The following is a 21,661-nucleotide window of genomic DNA, read 5'->3' as shown; positions in this document are numbered from 1 at the left end:
ATTAACTTATTGGCTGTCTCTATTGACTAATAAAATAGGTTAATTAGAAAATATAAACTGTACCGTATGTCTGCTTTTTTGTTCCAGAATAATTTTTTTATCGCCCACTACTCTATCAATAGCCGCTTGGTCGTAGTGTCTTATGGTGCATAGTGTTAAACCTTCATTGTAATGTACGCTGTACTCTTTTTGTAAGTCAGATAATAAGGGCTTAACCTTTTGAGAGTCGTTGTCCACACAGATAGAAAAACTGACCGCAGAGTTTTGCATCATATTAACTGCCACACCATATTTGGCAAACAATGAAAAAATATGACTCAAGTGATCTTCAACAATAAAAGATAAATCGTTAGCTGAAATGGAAATAAGTATTTGATTTTCTTTAATAATGAAAGAGGGCATAAAAGGTTTCATCTGGGCATCTTCAAAAATAACAGTGCCTTCATTTTGTGGGTTTAAAAACGATTTAACTTTCAAAGGGATATTCTTTTCTTTTAAAGGTTGAATGGTCTTAGGGTGTATGACCTTTGCACCAAAGTATGCCAATTCGATCGCTTCGGCAAATGAGAGTTGGTGTAGCAATTGAGCATCCTCAAAATAGCGAGGATCAGCGTTGAGCATTCCATCCACATCTTTCCATATAGTAATCTCTTCAGCATTAAGAACAAAACCCAAAATAGCTGCCGAAAAATCCGAACCTTCACGACCTAATGTTGTGGTGAAATTTTCAGAAGTGCAACCAATAAAGCCCTGGGTTAAATAAACACCCTTTGTCAATTGTTTACTGATTTGTTGGTGTGTCAAATCCCAATCGATACGAGCATTTCTGTAAGTGTTATCTGTTCGGATAATATCACGAGCATCTACCCACTTATTGGCAAAGCCTTCTTGCACTAAAAAAGCACTCACAATTTTGGTAGAAAGTAATTCGCCTACTGATACTATTTGGTCGTATTCATAGGCATAAGTTGATGTTGGCTTATCTTCAATAGCCCATTCTATCTCAATAAACAAGTTATTAACCTCATCAAAAATAGGATGAGAATTATCAAACAATTCGTTTAAAATTGAATAATGATAAGACTTCACTTCTTCTAAGTTAGCGTGATGATTTTGGTAGTAGTCATTAACAACTTGCTCAAGCATATTTGTAGCCTTTCCCATAGCTGATATCACAATTACCAATTCTTCGATTGACTCATTTTTCAATAATTGAGTAACTCTACGGATACCTTCTGCATCTTTCACCGATGCGCCACCAAACTTATATACCTTCATCGAATTGAAATGTTTTTAATTGTTCATGAGTCAGTTTGCCATTTAGCCATTCTGAGTGTATAGAGGCATCGTACTTTTTATAAAAACGAATAGCATCTTCATTCCAATCCAATACTTGCCAAACCATTCCTTTAACCTTGGATTGCTTGGCAATTCGTATGGTTTCTTCAAAAAGTTGAGCGCCAATTCCTTGACCTCTAAATTCTTCCTTTACTACGAAGTCTTCTAAAAATAAAAAGCGTCCTTTCCATGTCGAATATCTTATAAAATAAAACGACAAACCTATAATTTGACCTTTGTGTTCTGCTACAATAAACCAATAATAGGGATGCTTTCCAAAGCCATCTTCTTCTAATTCCTCTAAAGTCACACTAACCTCATCCAGCGCCTTTTCAAACTCGGCAAGTTCTTTAATGAGTTCTAAAACAGCAGCTAAATCTGCTTTTATCCCTTTTCTGATTTTTACATCCATAATCTAGGGGGCAAAGTTAATTATTTTTGAATGCATTTTATTTGTTTAAAAATTCGATATTTGTCGAATAAATTAAGCAATTCAAGATGGCTAAAATCACCACACTAGCAGAATTTATCACCGAACAACAAGTTTTAAAACCAGAAGCTACTGGTAACTTAACACGCTTACTCTATGATATATCCATAGCAGCTAAAATTGTAAATCGTGAAATTAATAAAGCTGGTTTAGTAGACATACTAGGTGAAGCGGGTGAAGATAACATTCAAGGCGAATCGGTCAAAAAATTAGATCTCTACGCCAACGATGCATTTATTTCTGCCCTAAACTCTGGCGGACAGTGTGCTGCTATTGCCTCAGAAGAAAATGAAGACATCATTATTTTAGACGGTCCAAAATCTAAAGAAGGTAGATACTTGGTATGTATGGATCCTTTAGATGGCTCATCAAACATTGATGTTAATGTTTCAGTTGGTACTATTTTCAACGTTCTAAAAAGAAAAGAAACCAACAAAGAAGTGACTGAAGATGAATTTTTTGTTAAAGGCACCGAGCAAGTAGCAGCAGGATACGTTATTTACGGTTCATCTACAATGTTGGTTTATACTACAGGTAATGGTGTTAATGGCTTTACACTCGACCCATCTATTGGTGAGTTTTGCATGTCACACCCCAATATTAAAACCCCACTGAATGGCGAAATTTTCTCCATAAATGAAGCCAACGAAAAAGTAATGCCTGAAGGGGTTAGAAAATACGCTCAATACTGTCACGAAACTAAAGACGGAAAGCGTACCCATACCGCTCGATTTATGGGTTCATTAGTAGCTGACTTTCACAGAAATATGCTCAAAGGCGGAATATATATATATCCCAATACGGATGCCGCACCAACAGGACGTTTACGCTTGTTGTATGAATGTGCACCATTAGCTTGGATTATTGAAGAAGCTGGAGGAAAAGCATCTGATGGCTTTCAGCGAATAATGGATATTGAAGCCAATGACCTCCATCAGCGTGTTCCATTTTTTATTGGCTCAACAGAGATGGTTGATAAAGCTGAATCATTTATGCAGGAAAAATAATTGAAACCGACAAGCCTATCTAATCATTATAAAGAACACCCTTGTCTGACGGCAATGGCAGATTGTTTCAGAGAAAACAATTCAGCCAAATTTCATCTTAAAAACCTAATCGGTGCGCAGACTGCACTTATTGCCGCGCACAGTATCCAAAAAATCAGAAGACCTCAACTATTTATCTTTAACGATAAGGAAGAAGCGGCTTATTTCTTGAATGATTTGGAAACCCTTTTGCAAAAGAAAGTGCTGTTTTATCCGAGCTCATATAGAAGACCTTATCAGCTAGAAGAAACAGACAATGCAAATGTTCTATTAAGAACGGAGGTTTTGAATAGCCTTAACCACCACAACTTACCTATAATAGTCAGCTACCCTGAAGCTATTTTTGAAAAGGTTATCAGTCAAGAGCAACTAAAAAATAATTCCTTTGATATTAAGCTAGGAGACAAAATATCCATTGATTTTTTAAACGAATGTCTTCAAGAATATAACTTCGAACGTGTCGATTTCGTAATAGAACCGGGTCAGTATTCTGTTCGAGGCGGAATAGTTGACGTCTTTTCTTTCTCTAGCGAATCCCCTTTTAGGATAGAATTTTTTGACGAAGAAATTGAAAGCATTAGAACATTTGACATCAATAGTCAGCGTTCTAAGGACAAACAAAAACAAATAAGCATAGTTCCCTTATTTCCTGTACTTAGTGATAATGCTTATGAAAGTATATTAGAGTTTTTACCCAAAAACTCTAAAGTATGGTTGGCCGATTGTGACCACACCAAGAAAAAGCTAAACGAAATTTTCGAAAAAGCAGGAAAACACTTTGACGGTCTGAAAGACAGCCCTGTAAAACATCTCAACCCAAAGAATATCTTTATTAGTGGTGATGACTTTTTGGAGCAGATTGAGGACTTTCCAGTTGTTGAATTTGGTCAACACCATTATTTCGATGCCGATGTCTCTTACGAATTCCGTTCATCCCCTCAGCCTGTTTTCAATAAGCAGTTTGATTTACTCGTTGACGACCTAGAAGATGCTCACGACAAAGGCTATCAAAACTTCATTCTGTGCAATGGCAAAGAACAAATTAGCCGTTTCGAAAGCTTGTTAAAAGACTACGATAAAGAGGTCCATTTCAAACCTATACTACTCAGTTTAAGTCAAGGTTTTGTGGATCATCAGCTTAAGCTGTGTTGTTACACCGATCATCAAATTTTTGAACGTTACCACAAGTTTCATCTCAAGACTAGCTTTGCCGACAACCAAGCCATTAGCTTACAGCAATTGAATAGTTTACAAGCTGGTGATTATGTTACCCACATTGACCACGGAATAGGTCGATTTGCAGGACTGCACACCATAGAGATAAACAATAAAAAACAAGAAGCAATAAAGCTACTATACAAAGATAATGACACCCTTTTTATAAGCATCCATTCTCTGCATAAGATAGCTAAATATAGTGGTAAAGATGGTGCTGAACCCAAAACCAACAAATTAGGTTCTGGTGCTTGGCAAAAGAAGAAAGCCAAAACCAAAAGTAGAGTTAAAACTATAGCTTACGACCTCATTCAATTGTATGCCAAACGTAAAGAACAAAAAGGCTTTGAGTTTTCGCCTGATAGCTTTTTACAATACGAGTTGGAGGCCTCGTTTATGTACGAAGACACACCTGACCAACATAAAGCGACTATTGATGTCAAGAGAGATATGGAAAGCCAAATGCCTATGGACAGGTTAGTATGTGGAGATGTTGGGTTTGGTAAAACAGAAGTAGCTATAAGAGCAGCATTTAAAGCCGTAGCAGACAACAAACAAGTCGTTATTTTAGTGCCTACTACCATATTGGCAATGCAACACGCCAAAACATTTGAAAAAAGATTGGAGGGTTTGCCATGTAAAGTCGATTACATTAACCGATTCAGAACAGCCAAAGAGCAAAGAGAAACTTTAAAAGCTGCTGCTGAAGGTGAAATAGATATTTTGATAGGTACGCATAGAATTGTTGGTAAAGATGTCAGCTTTAAAGATTTAGGACTTCTCATTATTGACGAGGAACAAAAATTTGGAGTAGCTGTAAAAGACAAGCTCAAGACCTTCAAAGCTAATGTTGATACGCTGACTTTGACTGCCACACCTATTCCTCGAACGCTTCAGTTTTCGCTAATGGGAGCTAGAGATTTATCAGTAATCAATACACCTCCACCAAATAGATATCCTGTTGAAACGGAAGTTTGCACATTTGATGAAGAAACCATTCGTGATGCCATCAGTTATGAAATCGCTCGTGGTGGGCAAGTCTATTTTGTTCACAATAGAATAGAAAATATCAAAGAAGTGGCTGGACTGATACAGCGACTTTGTCCTGACGCTAAAATTGGAACTGGTCACGGACAAATGGATGGCAAAAAGCTAGAAGAATTAATGCTTTCATTTATGAATAACGAATTTGATGTTTTGGTTTCTACCACTATCATTGAGAGCGGATTAGATATTCCTAACGCCAATACAATCCTAATCAATAATGCCAACAATTTTGGACTTAGCGACTTGCACCAAATGCGTGGGCGGGTTGGTCGTTCTAACAAAAAATCATTCTGTTACTTATTAGCCCCTCCAACCTATTCTCTTACAGCAGATGCTAGAAAACGACTCAATGCTCTAGAACAATTTTCTGAATTAGGTAGCGGGTTCAATATTTCTATGCGTGACTTGGATATTAGAGGCGCTGGCGACTTGCTAGGTGCTGAACAAAGTGGGTTTATCAGCGATATAGGTTTTGAGATGTATCAAAAAATATTAGATGAAGCCCTAAACGAATTGAAAGAAGAAGAATTCAAGGAATTGTATGCCGATCAGGATAAAGAAAGGGATTTTGTTGAAGAGTGTCAGTTGGATACAGATATGGAAATCTTAATCCCTAACGATTATGTCAATAGCATTAGTGAACGTCTCAAATTGTATAACGAACTGAGTGGACTATCAACTGAAGAAGAACTCATAGAATATGAAGCTAAACTTATTGACCGATTTGGACCATTGCCACTACAAGTAGAAGAGTTAATTTTATCGCTACAATTAAGATGGACAGGCAAATCAATAGGATTCCAACGCATATCATTAAAAAACAATCACCTTACTGGCTATTTCCCACCACAAGACAACCCCTATTTTCAATCCCCCACATTCGGCAAGGTCTTGGAATTTTTCAAGAAGAATCATCAGCATTGCGAGATGAAGGAGCTTAAAGGAAAATTGATTTTTAGAATAAAAGACATCAATAGCATCAACCAGGCCATAGTAAAGACGAATTCTATTTTAATGGCTTAATTCAATTTTAGTCATTAAATTTGTACCTCTTCACTAAACCTAACATCTACTTAAATGAAAAAAATTCTGTTTTTTTTGTTCATTTCATCAGTAACATTTGCACAATCTTTACCCAAAGGTTTTGCTCCTAACGAAAGGGAAAATGGGTTTCTCAAAAGCATTGGAATAACAGAAAACCCTTACCACAACCGATCTGTTTCGGCAAACATAAGTACAGAACCCCCTACAGAAGATGTACGTACAATGGCTGAATGGGAGGAGATACAAGCCCTAACTATCACTTGGAGCACCGACTACAACATTCAAGAAGAAGCTATTCTTACTCAAATTGTAGAAAATGCTATTGAACAAGCTCAAGTCGTTATTGTATGTGACGATGAAAATACCGTTGAATCTTACTTGCAAAATCAGGGTATAAACACCGAAAACGTAAGTTATATAAAAACCGACTTTAACAATATATGGATTAGAGACTACGGACAAAATACCGTCTATAAAAACGATGTAGGAGAAGCTATTCTTGTGGATTGGATTTATAACAGAAACAGACCTTATGACGACTTAGTAGCTGAAAAAGTAGCTGAATTTTTTGATATGAATATGCACAACACTACTCAAGATCCTTGGGACTTAATGGCTACAGGTGGCAACTTCATGAGTGACGGAATGGGCACTGCTTTTTCTTCAGAATTGATTATCGATGAAAATAGTGGCGGATATGCTTGGCAAGCATTTGGCGAAAATGTTTTCTACCCTAATCATTCCCAAGATGACATAAATGATATTTTGCAAGAATTTATGGGCATCAACAACTACATCATTATGGAGAACTTACCCTTTGATGGCATACATCACATTGATATGCATATGAAACTTCTTGACGAAGAAACGTTATTAATAGCCGAATATCCTGAAGGTGTAGCCGACGGACCACAAATTGAAGCTAACCTACAGTATGTGTTAGATAATTACAATTCTGCTTTTGGCACTCCGTACAAAGTTATTCGCATTCCAAGCCCACCAAGTTCTACAGGTAACTACCCTGACAACAATGGCTATTATAGAACATATACCAATTCTGTTTTTGTGAATAATACTCTACTCGTTCCATTCTACAGAACAGAGTACGATACCATAGCACAACGTATCTATGAAGATGCATTACCAGGCTATAACGTTGTAGGTATAGATGTCGATAACCAAGGAGCAAATCTAATTTCTTATAGCGGTGCTATTCACTGCATTACGCACTCAGTAGGCGTTGATGAACCATTACTTATTCAGCATCAGTCTTTAGAAGACACCTATCCATTGGATGAGTATAATATAACGGCTAGCATACAACACAACAGCGGTATAGCTTCTGCATCTTTATTTTGGACAACTGACCTTGAGCAGGGCTACCAAGAAATTCAAATGACAAATACACAAGACAACAATTGGCAAGGGAATATATCTGCCAATATTGAAGCTCCAAATAAAGTCTTTTATTACATTCAAGCAAACGCTAATTCAGGCAAATTCTTGAATCGTCCTTTACCAGCACCTCAAGGTTATTTTGATTTTAATGTTTTGGAAAACAATGCCACAAACATTTTGACTAAGACTAAGATTTCTAATGTTGAAATGAGCGTCTACCCTAATCCCGCTAGTGCAATAAGTTGTATTCCAATAAATTCTGATAAAGTCTTTAATGGAAAGCTAAGTATACAAAATGTAATGGGACAAGAAGTAGCCTTAATTCACAATGGTGAGTTTGTTAAAGGGCAAAAAAACTTCTTCATTCACGCTAATCACTTTCCTAAGGGTATGTATTTTATAGTACTAGAAAATGAGGGAATCCTTCTAAAGGAAAAATTACTTATTCAGTAATTATCTTCTTATAGCCTCTACAGGATCGAGCTTAGAAGCCGATAAGGCTGGTACAATTCCTGAAACGACACCTATAATAGCAGAAACACTCAATCCAAGGGCAATATTCTCAAAGGTTAAGTCAATAGAAAAATCTAAAAAATTGGTTACAAATTGAGTAAGCATAAAGACCAAAGTCAGTCCTAAAACACCACCTATTAAACAAAGGAAAACGGATTCAAATAGAAATTGATAAAGAATAAAATTGTTCTTAGCACCAAGCGACTTTTGAATACCAATCTGTTTAGTTCTTTCTTTAACAGAAACGAACATAATATTAGCTATTCCAAAGCCCCCTACCAAAATAGAAAAGCCTCCTATAATCCAACCGGCTAGTCCAATGATAGAAAATAAACCGTCTAGCTGACTACTAATCAAACTGATTTCATTCATAGCAAAGTTATCAGGCATTTTAGGCTTAAGCCTTCTAATTGAGCGCATTAATCCTGTCAGTTCATACTTGAGCTCTTCGTTAGAAACATCCCTTTTGGACTTGGCAATAATAGTCGGATTACTTCTTCTTTTGTTCATGATTTTCTGTCCGAAAGTTACAGGTATAACCACCGCATCGTCCAAAGAATTACCCGTTATGTCTTCACCTTCTTTAGAAAAAACACCTATCACAACAGCTTTTTCACCTCTTATTTTTATGACCTCGCCAATATTATCCAAATTATTGAGTAAAGCCAAAGCGACAGTATGTCCCAAAATGACATAATTTTTAGAACCTACTATTTCTTGTTCGGTAAAATATCTACCATAATCCAAATCAAAACTACGTATAGATTTCCAATCGTAGGTTACAGCCATAACCCCCACACCTTCAATACTATTATTCGAATACTTTAGGGTTCTGTTAGCGCTATTCATAAAGGCTATAGCTTCCGCTTTTTTGGATTTAGCTGCCAACTTCTTCATCTCATCCAATTTGACCTCAGGTCTGCTCATAAAATCCCACCATTTATATTCGCCACCGTCACTTGCTCCCCAAGGCCATTTCTGAATGTACAAGACATCACTACCTAACTTATTAATGCTATCACGCACATTTTTTTCCAAAGAATCTACAATAGTAAATACCGTAATGACTGCCAAAATACCGATAGTAACACCTAGCAAAGACAAAAACGTTCTTAGCTTATTGCTAATAATAGCATGCCAAGCAAAACGAAAACTTTCTAAAAAAATACGTAGTAAAATCATACTCACAAATGGATGGTTAAAGATAGGATTTTTTAAACGACTTGAAAGTTATCAACAAACAAGCAAAACCTTTTAATAGTGGTTGATAGTAAGTGAGTAAATAGGTAATATTGCATGGAAACACATCTAATTAATGGACAAGCACATACAGCCAAAAAACGCTTTAATTTCTGTCTTTTATAAAGACGGTCTAGCACCAATAGTTGAACAACTCAATAGATTAGGAGTTAACATATACTCTACTGGGGGCACACAGAAATTTATAGAAGACTTAAACGTTGAAGTCAACAGAGTTGAAGATTTAACGTCATACCCCTCTATATTAGGCGGAAGGGTGAAAACCTTACACCCTAAAATTTTTGGAGGAATTTTAAGCCGCCGTTCTTTAGATTCCGATAACGAACAGCTTGTTCAATATGATATTCCAGAGTTTGATATTGTTATTGTAGACCTATACCCTTTTGAAGAAACCGTTGCTTCAGGTGCTGACGAGCAGTCTATCATTGAAAAAATTGACATTGGTGGAATATCACTTATAAGAGCAGCAGCCAAAAATTTCAAAGATGTAATGGTCATATCTTCAAGAGATGATTATCAAGAATTTCATGATATTTTGAAAGAAAAAGATGGCACTGAACTAGAAGACAGAAAACTATTCGCATCAAAAGCATTTAACATTTCGTCTCACTACGATTCGGCTATATTTTCTTATTTCGATAACGGCAATACCGCTTTTAAATACAGTATGCCTAATGCCAATGGTTTGAGATACGGAGAGAACCCTCATCAGAAAGGAACTTTTTATGGTGACTTAGACGGCTTCTTCGATCAACTAAATGGGAAAGCACTATCGTACAATAACTTATTAGATGTAGATGCTGCTATTCATCTTATTTCAGAGTTTGAAGATACTACTTTTGCAATATTGAAACACAATAACGCTTGTGGAATAGCGTCAAGAAACAATCTAAAAGAGTCCTACCTTGCGGCACTTGCCGGAGATCCTATATCCGCTTTTGGTGGAATTCTGATTTGCAATGTAGAGCTAGACCTAGAAACGGCACAAGAAATAAACGCTTTATTTTGCGAAATAATCATAGCGCCATCGTATCAAAAAGAAGCCTTAGAAATCTTGAAATCCAAGAAAAATCGCATTATATTAGTGCAGAAGGAAACAAAGCTACCAACGAGACAATTTCGCACCATTTTAAATGGCGTTTTGGAACAAGATAAAGATGTGACCATTGACAGAGCTGAAGGAATGAAAACCGTAAGCAAAGAAAAGCCAAGCAGTCAACATTTATCAGAATTAGAGTTTGCTAGTAAAGTCTGTAAAAACACCAAATCTAATGCTATTGTTTTGGTAAAAGACAATCAGTTGTTAGCAAGTGGCGTAGGTCAAACTTCAAGAGTTGATGCCTTAAATCAAGCTATTAATAAGGCTAATCATTTCGATTTTGATTTGGAAGGTTGCGTAATGGCCTCCGATGCTTTTTTTCCTTTTGCCGATTGTGTGGAAATTGCACATAAAGCTGGTATAAAAGCAGTTGTTCAACCCGGAGGATCTATCAAAGATCAACTGTCGATTGACTACTGCGACGAAAACAATATGGTCATGGTAATGACCGGAACAAGACATTTTAAACACTAAAAGAAAAAGAATATGGGTTTTTTCGATTTTATGACGCAAGAGATTGCTATTGATTTAGGTACAGCAAACACTCTTATCATTCACAATGACAAAGTAGTTGTTGATGAACCCTCTATTGTAGCTAAAGACATTATTCAAAATAAAGTTGTTGCTATCGGGAAGAAAGCGCAGCAAATGCATGGAAAAACACACAGAACCATAGAAACAATTAGACCACTTAAAGATGGTGTAATTGCGGATTTCTCTGCCGCTGAGCAAATGATTAGAGGAATGATAAAAATGATACCCAGAAGGAAAAGTATCTTTTCTCCATCATTAAAAATGGTAGTTTGTATTCCATCTGGTATTACGGAAGTTGAAAAACGAGCCGTTAAAGATTCTGCAGAGCATGCCGGAGCCAAAGAGGTATTTCTTATTCACGAACCAATGGCAGCCGCTATTGGAATTGGAGTAGATGTGCTTGAACCAAAAGGAAACATGATTATCGACATAGGTGGTGGAACTTCAGAAATTGCCGTCATCTCACTAGGAGGCATCGTTACTGATAGGTCAATTCGAGTAGCTGGAGATAACTTCACTACTGATATTCGTATATATATGCGTAACCATCACAATATTGATATCGGTGAACGTATGGCTGAAAAAATTAAAATTAATGTGGGTGCCGCTCTTCAAGAATTGGAAGAACCACCAGCGAATTTTGCAGTTCACGGAAGAGATTTAATGAGTGGAATACCAAAAGAAATTATCGTTACCTATAAAGAAATTGCAAGAGCACTAGATCAAACCATATCGCAGATAGAACAGGCCGTACTTGCTGCTTTAGGGCAAACACCCCCTGAACTTTCTGCCGACATTTATAATACTGGTATTTATCTTACTGGTGGGGGCTCAATGCTTAGAGGATTGGATAAGCGTATTTCTCTAAAAACTAAACTTCCTGTTTACGTTGCCGAAGACCCTCTTAGAGCTGTTGCTAGAGGAACAGGTATTGCATTGAAGAATACAGAAAACTTCCCATTTTTAATTCGATAAACTATTGGATACAAAATGCGAAACCTATTAGAATTAATAAACAAACACAACCACTTACTTTTATTTATTCTACTAGAAAGCTTTTCTTTATTCCTTATTATTCAAAATAGCAATTTTCACAAAGCCGCATTTATAAATTCAACTAATGGCGTAACAGCTAATAGCTTCGCTATAATTAGCAATTTTAAAGACTATTTTTCTCTTAAAAAGATCAACGATTTACTTCTTTTAGAAAATGCTAAACTAAAAAGTTTAATCAGCTATCAGACGAATGACTCCATTAGCCGCAAAGACCCTTACCATTTTATTTCAGCAACTGTAATTAACAACTCCGTAGCGAAAGCCAACAACTACTTGACATTGGACAAAGGGGAAATTGACGGCATAAAAAGAGGCATGGGAGTTATTTCTGACAAAGGAGTTATTGGAATAGTCAAAGAAACATCAAAACGTTATAGCACGGTTCTATCTATTTTACATAGCCAAAGCAAACTAAGTGTAGCTATCAAAAAAAATAACCATTTTGGATCCTTACAATGGGACGGCAAAAACTATAAAAAGGCTCGAATTTATGATATACCATCGCACGTCAATTTAAATCTAGGCGACACTATCGTAACTAGTGGGTTTTCACACATCTTCCCTTCAAAAATTGAGCTAGGAATCATCAGTCAAATTGATACTGAAGAAGATGATAAATTTCATAAAATCAAAATAACATTCATAGAGGATTTAAAACAACTGAGATATGTAAACGTATGCCAATCGTTGAATAAAGAAGAAAAGGATAATCTTGAAACTGACTTAGATGAATAACATAACCATTAGACATAGCGTTCGATTTTTACTTTTTATATTCTTGCAAGTCTTTATCTTCAACAATATATTTTTCATGGGCTATATCAACCCCTATATTTACCTTCTATTTATCATATTATTACCCTTCAATAAGTCCAACAAGAATTTAAACCTAATTATAGCCTTATGCACGGGGCTTATTATAGATTCTTTTCAGAACTCTATGGGAATGCATGCCTTTGCTTGTGTTCTAATCGTTTATTTACGCAACCCTATTTTACTCCGATTAGTTCCACAGTTAAAAAACAAAACTCAAACTACTATTGAGTTTTCTATGCAAGAATTTGGGGTTCAAATAAGTGTCATTTACACAACCATATTGGTGTTTATTCATCACTTTGCATTATTTGCTATCGAAGCATTTAGATTTGACATTGGCAATGTTTTGCTTCGTACTATAGCGAGTGCACTAGTAAGCTCTATACTACTTATCATCTTTCAATTTTTGAATTCTAGAAATACTTCAAAGTGAAACAATACGAAAACAGAACGTATATAATTGGCGGCTTTTTTGGACTCGTTATACTCATCTTTATCATTCGTTTGTTCTCCATTCAAGTTTTAGATGATAGCTTTAAAACTTCCTCTGAAAATAATGTCATTAGAAAACAAACAGACTACCCAAGAAGAGGCTTGATTTATGACAGAAACAACGAACTCATAGTGTACAATGAGGCTGCTTACGACCTAATGATTACCCCAAAGCAAACCACTAAATTAGACACTGGGCTTATCTGTTCATTATTAGAGATAGATACTCTTAATTTGATGAATAGAATCGAAAAAGCTAGAAAATACTCTATGTACAAGGCTAGTATTTTAATGAAACAAATTTCCGTTGAAACGTACACTAAATTACAAGAGAATATGTTTCTGATGCCTGGTTTTTTTGTGCAAACCAGAACGCTAAGGAAATACCCTTTTTCTACCGCAAGTCATTTATTAGGCTATGTTGGAGAAGTAGGGCAAAAGACCGTAAAGAATAAGCCTTATTACAAAGAAGGCGACTATATTGGTATTAGCGGAATTGAAAAAGCCTATGAAGACAAACTCCGAGGAGATAAAGGCATTAAGTTACTTTTAAAAGATGTACACAACAATATCAAAGGTAGTTTTAACAATGGAAAATTTGATATTAAATCAAAGCCTGGCAAAAATTTACAATCGTCTATAGATATCCATCTTCAAAACTATGGCGAATTGCTAATGAAAAATAAAAGAGGTAGTATCGTTGCTTTAGAACCTTCAACAGGTGAAATTCTATGTCTTGTATCATCGCCAAATTACGACCCGAACAACCTAGTAGGCAGAAAACGTTCTGGAAATTATCTTGTATTGAATGAAGACACTATAAATAAGCCTTTGTTTAATAGAGCAACATTAGCACAATACCCCCCCGGATCAACTTTTAAATTGATAAATGCATTGATAGGGCTACAAGAAAAAGTAATCTATTCAGGAAGCAGGTTCGGTTGTGACGAAGGTTACGTATATGGTGAAGAAAAACGCAAGATGAAATGCCACCCTCATCGAACTCCCCTCAATTTAACTGAATCTATCTCAAACTCTTGCAATGCTTATTTTTGTAATGTATATAGAGCAATTATTGAAAAATACCCTAACACCTACGAAGGTTATGAAGTTTGGCGAAATTATGTCACAAGTTTTGGCTTAGGGAATTGGCTCAATAACGATTTACCAACTGGGCAGAAAGGTTTTGTTCCGACTCAAAATTTTTACGATAGAATTTATGGCAGAAACCGATGGAAATCATTAACCAATCTGTCACTTTCGATAGGTCAAGATGCACTACTAACCACTCCAATACAAATGGCTAATATGACGGCAGCAATAGCAAATAGAGGATATTATTTTACGCCGCACATTGTAAAATCTATTGACAATGATAGTATTGATAGCAGGTTTACTAAACCTTTATATACCATGATTGACTCTTCATTATTTGAAATTGTTATAAAAGGTATGCAAGAAGTGGTAGAAGATGAAGAGCTAGGTACTTCAAATATTGCCAAAATGGAAAACATTACAGTTTGTGGCAAAACAGGAACAGCACAGAATCCACATGGTGAAGACCATTCCATATTTATTGGCTTTGCCCCTAAAGACAATCCCAAAATAGCTTTGGCAGTATATGTAGAGAATGGAGGCTGGGGCTCAACATGGGCCGTTCCTATTGGTAGTCTAATGATAGAAAAATACCTAAACGATACCATAGAAAGAGGTGGCTTAGAGAAAAAGATAACAGAAGGAATAATAGAATATTAATGCGATTTAAGAGTCACATATTTGATAAAGTAGATTGGTGGACCGTACTAATGTATGTAGTATTGGTATTAATTGGCTGGTTAAATATTTATGCTGCTCTGTACAATGAGAATCATCAACTGATGGATTTCAGTCAAAAATATGGGCGTCAGCTAATTTGGCTTTCAATAGCTTTTGTGATTGCAATTTTTATTTTGTTTTTCAATTGGAAATTCTTTGAGGGGTTCGCCTATCTGATATACGCTCTATCTATCCTGAGCCTTTTAGGGGTTTTGTTTTTTGGTATTGAGATTAATGGTGCTAAGTCTTGGTTTGACTTTGGGTTTATGCGACTTCAACCTGCTGAGTTTGCTAAGGTGGCTTGTTGTTTAGCTATTGCAAAATTCTTGAGCAGACTCAATATGTCTCTAGAAAAATCTAAAAATAAAATCATAGCTACGGCTATTATTATACTGCCTGTTCTATGTATTATTCTTCAAAATGATACGGGGTCAGCACTGGTTTACGCTACCTTTATCCTTGTCCTTTATCGCTTTGGGCTACCTGCCACATTACTAATCATAGCTATAGTAACGACTATATTATTTGTAACATCTATCATAGTTTCCAAAATTGTACTTATAGTTATTTTGTCTGTTATTGCTGTTTTCTTTTTTATTATTTCTAATAGAAAACTTAGAGAACTCCTTATCATTTCATCGTTCTTAGCAATGAGTATTGGTTTTATTTTTAGCGTTGATTATGTCTTTGAACGTGTTTTAGAGCCTCATCATGTAACAAGAATAAAAGTACTGCTAGGGCAAGAAAGCGATCCCCATGGCGCAGGATACAATGTCAATCAATCTATGATAGCTATAGGTTCTGGTGGCTTTACTGGCAAAGGCTATCTTAATGGAACACAAACTAAATTTAACTTTGTTCCTGAACAAAGTACTGATTTTATTTTCTGTACGATTGGTGAAGAATGGGGGTTTCTAGGAAGCTCTTTATTACTGCTCCTATACCTCGCCTTTTTATTCCGTTTACTGTACTTAGCAGAGCGACAACGCTCCATATTTAGCAAAGTATTTGGCTATGGTGTGGTCAGTATCTTTTTCTTTCACATAGCTATTAACATAGCCATGACTATAGGTTTAGCTCCTGTTATTGGCATACCACTACCATTTATCAGTTATGGTGGATCTTCCTTATGGGGCTTTACTATTCTATTATTTATCTTCCTTAACTTGGATTCGTACAGGCTACAAATTCTGAGATAAAAAAAACCTCAACGACTAGCATTAAGGATTAGATTAATTTGTTAAACTCTCTACTAATAGAACTTTGATCTATTATCTTTTACATCATACAATTCAACAAGAGCTTGATAAGCTTGATAAGAAGATCTAGACTGCAAGTTGTTTACTATTGAGTTTTTTACACTTGAGTAATCAGCATTTTCAGGAGCTGAAATAACTTTATCAACCCTAAGCATGCATACTGAATTTCTACTTTTAAATATTCTAGAGGTTTGTCCTTCTTCAACAGCAAAAGCAGCACCTACAAAAGCTGGCTCATCACCTAAATTTGGAACTTGATTACTAGAAAAATTAAGCCCTTCAACATTTTTAACTGAAGAACCATATGTAGATGAGATATCTTCTAATGTCGAATAGTCAGATAATTCGTCCATTAATTTTTCAGATTTCTTGTTGTTACGGACAATAGTTTCAACCTCAGCTCTAACATCTTCTAAGTCAGTAAGACCTTCTTTCTTAATAGATGTTAAAGTGGCTACAACAATCTTATTTCCAAACTCAAACACATCTGAGACATTACCTACCTTAGAATCGTAAGCCCATCTAACTAATTCTCTTGGATTCTCTAAACCAGGTATAGCAACGGTGTTTTCTTGTAATTCATCTGCAACCCTTTTAGAAAGGTTTTCAGCGATTGATGATTCATTAAATTGCTCGTAAGTAGTGTTCTCCGCCGCAAACTTACCTGCTTTGGCAAAAACTTCTTGGTAAGTAGCATTGCTATATTGAACTTGTCTATCTAAATAGGCAACTTTATACTTTTGTGAAGATCTAGATTTATCAACAACCTCAATAAGATGTACACCAAACTGAGTATTAACAACTACTAGCTCTCCTTTTTTGGCACTAAAACAAGCCTCATTAAATTGGTCAACCATCAAGCCTTCAGCAAACCAACCTAAATCACCGCCATTATTAGCCGAGCCTCTATCTTCAGAAAAAGTTTCTGCTAATGAAGCAAAAGATTGCCCCTTGCTAATAAGATTTTTTAGACTATCAATTTGAGCCTCTGCATCAGGTGTAGAAATTAATATATGTCTCGCCTCAACAGAATCAGGTCTTGACTCTTTGGCTACTAACTTAGCTAACCTAAGTGTATTAAATCCTTGTTGAAAAGGACCTACCACAGTACCTGTCTGAGAATTAGCTAACGACTTTACATCATCAGACAAAGCGCTTTCCCCAACGAAAACAACACGGTTAAAAACATCTGAATTTTTTCTGACAAATACATCATCTTCTGTTGTTTCAGAAAAATCAGCTTTGATATCTTCTATCCACTCCTGAGCATCTAATCTATCATCATTAGAGGGATTAACGTTGAATACAACGTAGTCTATTGCTCTAGATGCTTCTTGTTGGTATTTTTCGCTGTTATCTTTGATGTATGATTTTAGGTCAGAGTCACTTATTGTTACTAAACTGTCAGGAATTGTTTCAAAAGGAATTTGAACAAATGACACATTACGGATTTCACTCTGATTTTTTCTACTTAATTCTGCTTCCCAATCAGAGGCAGATAAGCCTTTAGCAATTAAAGCATTGTATTTGTTATTTTGTCTTTCAATACGGATTGCTTCTTCAAAGTTTAACCATTGCTGCATAGCCTGACCTGTCTCGTCATTATTGATATCTTCTTTGAGGAATTGTAATAACCTTGCTCTATCAAATTCTCCAGTCTCAGGATTAGTGAATGATTGTTTTACTGTAGGGTAAGGGTTTTCTCCTTGCACCATATCAAACAACTCGCCTGCACTAACCTCTAGGCCTAAGTCTGAAAATTCATTGTTTAAAATCGCCTCTCTAACAACTTGGTTCCAAACCGAGTTTCTAACTTGAGCAATATCAACATTTGGGTTTGATTGCCTTTGAGATTCTAAAGTCTGTTGTACTCTTTGCTCAAAAACTTGGTAATCTATTTCATCATCACCAACTTCTCCAACTACTAAATCTGTAGCTGATGAGGCACCGTTACTAGACGACATCAAATCGGTAAGGATAAATGCTAACATTGCGAATCCAATTACCACTAACAATAAACCTGAACGATTTCTAATATTTTCTAAACTAATCATACTTCATTTTTTTTACAAGATGGCGAATATACAAATGTTATATGATATATAAAATAGTAAGGTTAATCAGTTTTGACAAGACTTACTGCCTCTATTTTTGTATCGGACACTTCTTCAACAACTATGGTATAATTTCCAATATGTATCTCGGTGTTCTTTTCTGGTATTTCTTCCAATTGACTAATCAACAATCCACCTAAGGTTTCATACTCTTCAGACCTTGGTAAATCGAAGTGGTACTTATCATTAAGGTAATCGATTTCTAAACGTGCCGAAAATCGATAGTTTAAATCGTCAATCTTTATTTCTAAATCTTTTTCATTATCGTGTTCATCTTCAATTTCGCCTAATATTTCTTCTACAACATCTTCAATAGTAAGCATTCCAGAAGTTCCACCAAATTCATCAACCACAACGGCTACACCTTTTCTTTCTTTTATAAACAGTTCAAGCATATCGTTAGCCATCATACTTTCAGGGACATAAGGAATGGGTATAAGAATGGATTTTATGTTTTTGGGTGACTTAAACATCTCATTAGAGTGAGCGTAACCTATGATTTTATCAATATTGTCTTTATAGATAAGCACTTTTGAAAGTTTGGTGTCAATAAAAATCTTTAACAAATCTTCAATAGGCTTGAATACTTCAATTGCAACTATCTCTGTACGAGGCAACATACATTCTCGAACTTTAACACTTGAAAAATCAAGAGCGTTTTGTAAAATCTGAACTTCAACATCAAGGTTTTTATATTCCATTTCATTGGTATGCAGTTTTAGGTACTCTTCAAGGTCAACTTTACCAAAGACAGGTGAGTCTTCTACCAATACTAGCCCAAACAATTTAAGACCTCTTTTGGACAAGAAAAGTGTTACCCTCACTATAGGCGCTAATATAAAGTGAAAAAGATATAGAGGTACTACTAAGATTTTTAAGAACCGATTAGGGTTTAATCTAAAGAAAGCTTTAGGCAAAAATTCGGCAGTAACCAGTATTATAAGTGTCGATAAAAACGTCTGTATCAATAAAACTAAAAATGAAGACTGCGTATATACTTCAATTTTTGGCTCCAATATTTCTGCCATAGTTATACCATAAACTACTAAGGAAATATTATTACCAACTAGCATAGTAGCGATGTATTTCGATGGAGAATGTAAAATCTTTTGCAACAGTCGAGCTACGATAGAATTAGATTGTTTGTCAAGTTCTAACTTCAGCTTATTTGAGGAAATATATGCTATTTCCATTCCTGAGAAAAAGGCGGAAAGTAAAACTGAAGCAAATATGATTATCCAGCTATTCATTAGACTGATTTATAGTGATAGTACCTTTAATTTTTCGAATAGAATATTTAGAAAAGTTTTGATTAGAAACCAATCCTTGACCAAAAATGACTTCATTTTCTGTCGTTATTTTAACAAATTCATCGGTAAAAATCTCTTCTTTCTGCTTGTTCCAATTTAACTTTTCAGTTTCTAAAATATCGCCATCGACATTCCTAACAACGACATTGTTTTGAGCTAACATCAAATCTTTTTTGTCATCAACAATAGCGTAGTCAGCATTTAGCTCAGATTCTTTTTTACCGTTCACATCAAAAAACTGAACTTTTAAACCGTCTTTAAATTCTACATACGAATCTTCATCAGCATATCGATTCATAAGAGTAGCATTCAACAATACGCGAACTTTGGCCGAGTCGCTATAAATAATTTCACAATCTTTAATAGTTTCTATTGGAAAAGAAGCTTGGTTTTGAATAGAAATTTCATGAATTTTTTCCAAATCGTTAGAACATGCAATTATTAGCATTAAAAGACCTAAAGACAGAATCTTTCGGATAGTAATATGTGCTAATGGTACTATAAAAAAATTATTTAATTCTAACTTTAGTTGATTCATTTATCCAACAACCGACTTTATAAGAGTCTCCTTCTTTATAACCGTTAAAGAAGGCATCTTCATTATTAGGTAAATATTTAGAATATGTAGCAATTTTTTTAGCTGCTAAGTCGGCAACAGAGCTATCCATATTCTTGGCTGCAATAAACTTATCAATTGCTGCAGAATATAACATGGCAGACTCAAAAGTGTTTGAACCACATTCATTGGCAGATGCAGCATATATATCTCCAATAAGCAACATCGACTTTCCCCAACTAGGGCTAATCTCTAATGCTTTGTAGGCGTATGATCTAGCAGTAGAATTATTTCCTGACTTAAAATAAGCTGCCGACAAACCATAATAGCTATTCGCTTTATCGGCATCAACTTCAGTAAGATCTAACGATTGCTTGAAAAATGCAATGGCATCAGAAGATTTATTTTTCTTTATTGAAAGGTTACCCATATTGTAAGCCGAAAGTGCTGAAGGCTCAACTTCATGAAGTTTTCGAGCTGCAGAAAAATACACTTCGGCATCAGTACAATCTTTTTTATCTAGTACTTTAACTATACGCTTAAGAAGATTTAAATCGTCAGGAAACTCTTGATATTTGGCATCAAACATAGCTATTAGATCCTCACAGGTTGCAAATGGCACAAATAGCTTTTCTACATTTTCTGCGGCTTTAACATAGAACTTCTTACTTTTTGATTCAACAGAAATATTAACATCAAGATAATCTGCAACAACGGCATATACTTCTAGCACTTGTGATTTATCAAAGGATTTAGCCTTATATTTTTCTGTTGCGGCTTTGAAATAAGAAAACAAAGCTGAGGCTTTTGATTTAGTTTTTTGACCTTCAACAGATTGCTTTAAATACGAAAATGCTCTATCCAAGTCAGAAAAAGAATATTTCATCATATCAGAACCTTTTAATCCTAGTACATAGTCTTCTTTTCCAAAATTAGCAATTCTGTTATCATACAAGGTTTCTAAAGAGTCTAAGTAAGCCGTCTGTAGTTCTTTGTTGCCTTTATTCTTCTTGATTAGATATTTGAAAAGCTTAGCTCCATCTATGTAGATATTCTTTGTAGCTTTTGGACACAATTCATAAGCCTTTCTCCAAGGTGTTAAGGCATCATCATAGTTTTTTTGCTTCACATACTCTCGATACAAAGATATGTTAGTGACACATTGAACGCTATCAGAACCAAACTTGCTATCAGCAATAGGATTAGCACTCACCAAAACCGACATAAATGCCGCAAACAAAAACATTAAAATTTTCATA

Annotated in this window: 16 protein-coding genes; 9 read left to right on the top strand and 7 right to left on the bottom strand. The window is 35.4% G+C overall.

The features are described from left to right. Positions 1 to 39: 39 nt before the first annotated feature. Positions 40 to 1,278 (bottom strand): aspartate kinase, encoded by a 1,239-nt coding sequence (locus P8I29_03475; protein ID MDG1916857.1) that lies wholly within the window; start codon positions 1,276 to 1,278, stop codon positions 40 to 42. Then, positions 1,265 to 1,750, bottom strand: a complete 486-nt coding sequence (locus P8I29_03470) for a GNAT family N-acetyltransferase (protein ID MDG1916856.1) — start codon at positions 1,748 to 1,750, stop codon at positions 1,265 to 1,267. Before P8I29_03470 ends, P8I29_03475 begins: the two co-directional genes overlap by 14 nt. An 86-nt stretch (positions 1,751 to 1,836) precedes the next feature. Between P8I29_03470 and fbp the strand changes: the two genes are divergently transcribed. The 3 genes from fbp to P8I29_03455 are packed head-to-tail and all read left to right on the top strand — an operon-like array spanning position 1,837 to position 8,031. Continuing rightward, complete coding sequence (gene fbp, locus P8I29_03465) at positions 1,837 to 2,835, top strand: class 1 fructose-bisphosphatase (GenBank protein ID MDG1916855.1); 999 nt, start codon at positions 1,837 to 1,839, stop codon at positions 2,833 to 2,835. Between the two features lie 54 nt (positions 2,836 to 2,889). After that, a complete protein-coding gene (mfd, locus tag P8I29_03460) occupies positions 2,890 to 6,159 on the top strand; it encodes a transcription-repair coupling factor (GenBank protein ID MDG1916854.1) in 3,270 nt (1,089 codons plus the stop codon). A gap of 54 nt (positions 6,160 to 6,213) precedes the next feature. Then, on the top strand, positions 6,214 to 8,031 hold the full coding sequence (locus tag P8I29_03455; GenBank protein MDG1916853.1) for an agmatine deiminase family protein: 1,818 nt from the start codon (positions 6,214 to 6,216) through the stop codon (positions 8,029 to 8,031). On the opposite strand, the gene P8I29_03450 is transcribed toward P8I29_03455, so the two are convergent. Beyond that, positions 8,032 to 9,273 (bottom strand): ABC transporter permease, encoded by a 1,242-nt coding sequence (locus P8I29_03450; protein MDG1916852.1) that lies wholly within the window; start codon positions 9,271 to 9,273, stop codon positions 8,032 to 8,034. Between the two features lie 133 nt (positions 9,274 to 9,406). Here P8I29_03450 and purH point away from each other — a divergent pair, with 133 nt between their 5' ends. The 6 genes from purH to rodA are packed head-to-tail and all read left to right on the top strand — an operon-like array spanning position 9,407 to position 16,362. Then, positions 9,407 to 10,924, top strand: coding sequence for a bifunctional phosphoribosylaminoimidazolecarboxamide formyltransferase/IMP cyclohydrolase (gene purH / locus P8I29_03445; GenBank protein ID MDG1916851.1), 1,518 nt, complete (start codon positions 9,407 to 9,409; stop codon positions 10,922 to 10,924). A 12-nt stretch (positions 10,925 to 10,936) separates the two neighbouring features. Then, positions 10,937 to 11,959 (top strand): rod shape-determining protein, encoded by a 1,023-nt coding sequence (locus P8I29_03440; protein MDG1916850.1) that lies wholly within the window; start codon positions 10,937 to 10,939, stop codon positions 11,957 to 11,959. Positions 11,960 to 11,974: 15 nt separating this feature from the next. Then, entirely contained in the window at positions 11,975 to 12,775 is an 801-nt protein-coding gene (gene mreC / locus P8I29_03435) for a rod shape-determining protein MreC (GenBank protein ID MDG1916849.1), read from the top strand. Then, complete coding sequence (gene mreD / locus P8I29_03430; GenBank protein ID MDG1916848.1) at positions 12,768 to 13,289, top strand: rod shape-determining protein MreD; 522 nt, start codon at positions 12,768 to 12,770, stop codon at positions 13,287 to 13,289. Before mreC ends, mreD begins: the two co-directional genes overlap by 8 nt. Continuing rightward, on the top strand, positions 13,286 to 15,103 hold the full coding sequence (mrdA, locus tag P8I29_03425; protein MDG1916847.1) for a penicillin-binding protein 2: 1,818 nt from the start codon (positions 13,286 to 13,288) through the stop codon (positions 15,101 to 15,103). The genes mreD and mrdA overlap by 4 nt, the downstream gene beginning before the upstream one ends. Then, positions 15,103 to 16,362 carry a rod shape-determining protein RodA gene (gene rodA / locus P8I29_03420; protein MDG1916846.1) on the top strand — a complete coding sequence of 420 codons (1,260 nt, stop codon included), beginning with the start codon at positions 15,103 to 15,105 and terminating at the stop codon, positions 16,360 to 16,362. Before mrdA ends, rodA begins: the two co-directional genes overlap by 1 nt. Before the next feature lie 53 nt (positions 16,363 to 16,415). Here the strand turns inward: rodA and P8I29_03415 are convergent, their stop codons facing one another. The 4 genes from P8I29_03415 to P8I29_03400 form a co-directional block, all read right to left on the bottom strand. Continuing rightward, positions 16,416 to 18,476 carry a SurA N-terminal domain-containing protein gene (locus P8I29_03415; GenBank protein MDG1916845.1) on the bottom strand — a complete coding sequence of 687 codons (2,061 nt, stop codon included), beginning with the start codon at positions 18,474 to 18,476 and terminating at the stop codon, positions 16,416 to 16,418. Positions 18,477 to 18,538: 62 nt separating this feature from the next. Continuing rightward, positions 18,539 to 19,786, bottom strand: coding sequence for a hemolysin family protein (locus tag P8I29_03410; GenBank protein ID MDG1916844.1), 1,248 nt, complete (start codon positions 19,784 to 19,786; stop codon positions 18,539 to 18,541). After that, positions 19,779 to 20,384 carry an LPS export ABC transporter periplasmic protein LptC gene (gene lptC / locus P8I29_03405; protein ID MDG1916843.1) on the bottom strand — a complete coding sequence of 202 codons (606 nt, stop codon included), beginning with the start codon at positions 20,382 to 20,384 and terminating at the stop codon, positions 19,779 to 19,781. Before lptC ends, P8I29_03410 begins: the two co-directional genes overlap by 8 nt. Then, a complete protein-coding gene (locus P8I29_03400) occupies positions 20,356 to 21,660 on the bottom strand; it encodes a tetratricopeptide repeat protein (GenBank protein MDG1916842.1) in 1,305 nt (434 codons plus the stop codon). Before P8I29_03400 ends, lptC begins: the two co-directional genes overlap by 29 nt. Position 21,661: the final 1 nt, after the last annotated feature.

The sequence above is a fragment of the Flavobacteriales bacterium genome (assembly GCA_029248105.1).
Taxonomy (GTDB): Bacteria; Bacteroidota; Bacteroidia; order Flavobacteriales; family UBA7312; genus UBA8444.
This window is presented reverse-complemented; position numbering and strand designations above follow the sequence as displayed.

What these genes read in the sequence shown, in the direction of transcription:
- lptC (MDG1916843.1), bottom strand. Translation starts at nt 20,384, where the DNA reads ATGAATCAACTAAAGTTAGAATTAAATAATTTTTTTATAGTACCATTA.
- rodA (MDG1916846.1), top strand. Translation starts at nt 15,103, where the DNA reads ATGCGATTTAAGAGTCACATATTTGATAAAGTAGATTGGTGGACCGTA.
- P8I29_03415 (MDG1916845.1), bottom strand. Translation starts at nt 18,476, where the DNA reads ATGATTAGTTTAGAAAATATTAGAAATCGTTCAGGTTTATTGTTAGTG.
- mfd (MDG1916854.1), top strand. Translation starts at nt 2,890, where the DNA reads ATGGCAGATTGTTTCAGAGAAAACAATTCAGCCAAATTTCATCTTAAA.
- P8I29_03475 (MDG1916857.1), bottom strand. Translation starts at nt 1,278, where the DNA reads ATGAAGGTATATAAGTTTGGTGGCGCATCGGTGAAAGATGCAGAAGGT.
- mreD (MDG1916848.1), top strand. Translation starts at nt 12,768, where the DNA reads ATGAATAACATAACCATTAGACATAGCGTTCGATTTTTACTTTTTATA.
- P8I29_03410 (MDG1916844.1), bottom strand. Translation starts at nt 19,786, where the DNA reads ATGAATAGCTGGATAATCATATTTGCTTCAGTTTTACTTTCCGCCTTT.
- P8I29_03440 (MDG1916850.1), top strand. Translation starts at nt 10,937, where the DNA reads ATGGGTTTTTTCGATTTTATGACGCAAGAGATTGCTATTGATTTAGGT.
- P8I29_03450 (MDG1916852.1), bottom strand. Translation starts at nt 9,273, where the DNA reads ATGATTTTACTACGTATTTTTTTAGAAAGTTTTCGTTTTGCTTGGCAT.
- P8I29_03455 (MDG1916853.1), top strand. Translation starts at nt 6,214, where the DNA reads ATGAAAAAAATTCTGTTTTTTTTGTTCATTTCATCAGTAACATTTGCA.
- purH (MDG1916851.1), top strand. Translation starts at nt 9,407, where the DNA reads ATGGACAAGCACATACAGCCAAAAAACGCTTTAATTTCTGTCTTTTAT.
- mreC (MDG1916849.1), top strand. Translation starts at nt 11,975, where the DNA reads ATGCGAAACCTATTAGAATTAATAAACAAACACAACCACTTACTTTTA.
- fbp (MDG1916855.1), top strand. Translation starts at nt 1,837, where the DNA reads ATGGCTAAAATCACCACACTAGCAGAATTTATCACCGAACAACAAGTT.
- P8I29_03400 (MDG1916842.1), bottom strand. Translation starts at nt 21,660, where the DNA reads ATGAAAATTTTAATGTTTTTGTTTGCGGCATTTATGTCGGTTTTGGTG.
- P8I29_03470 (MDG1916856.1), bottom strand. Translation starts at nt 1,750, where the DNA reads ATGGATGTAAAAATCAGAAAAGGGATAAAAGCAGATTTAGCTGCTGTT.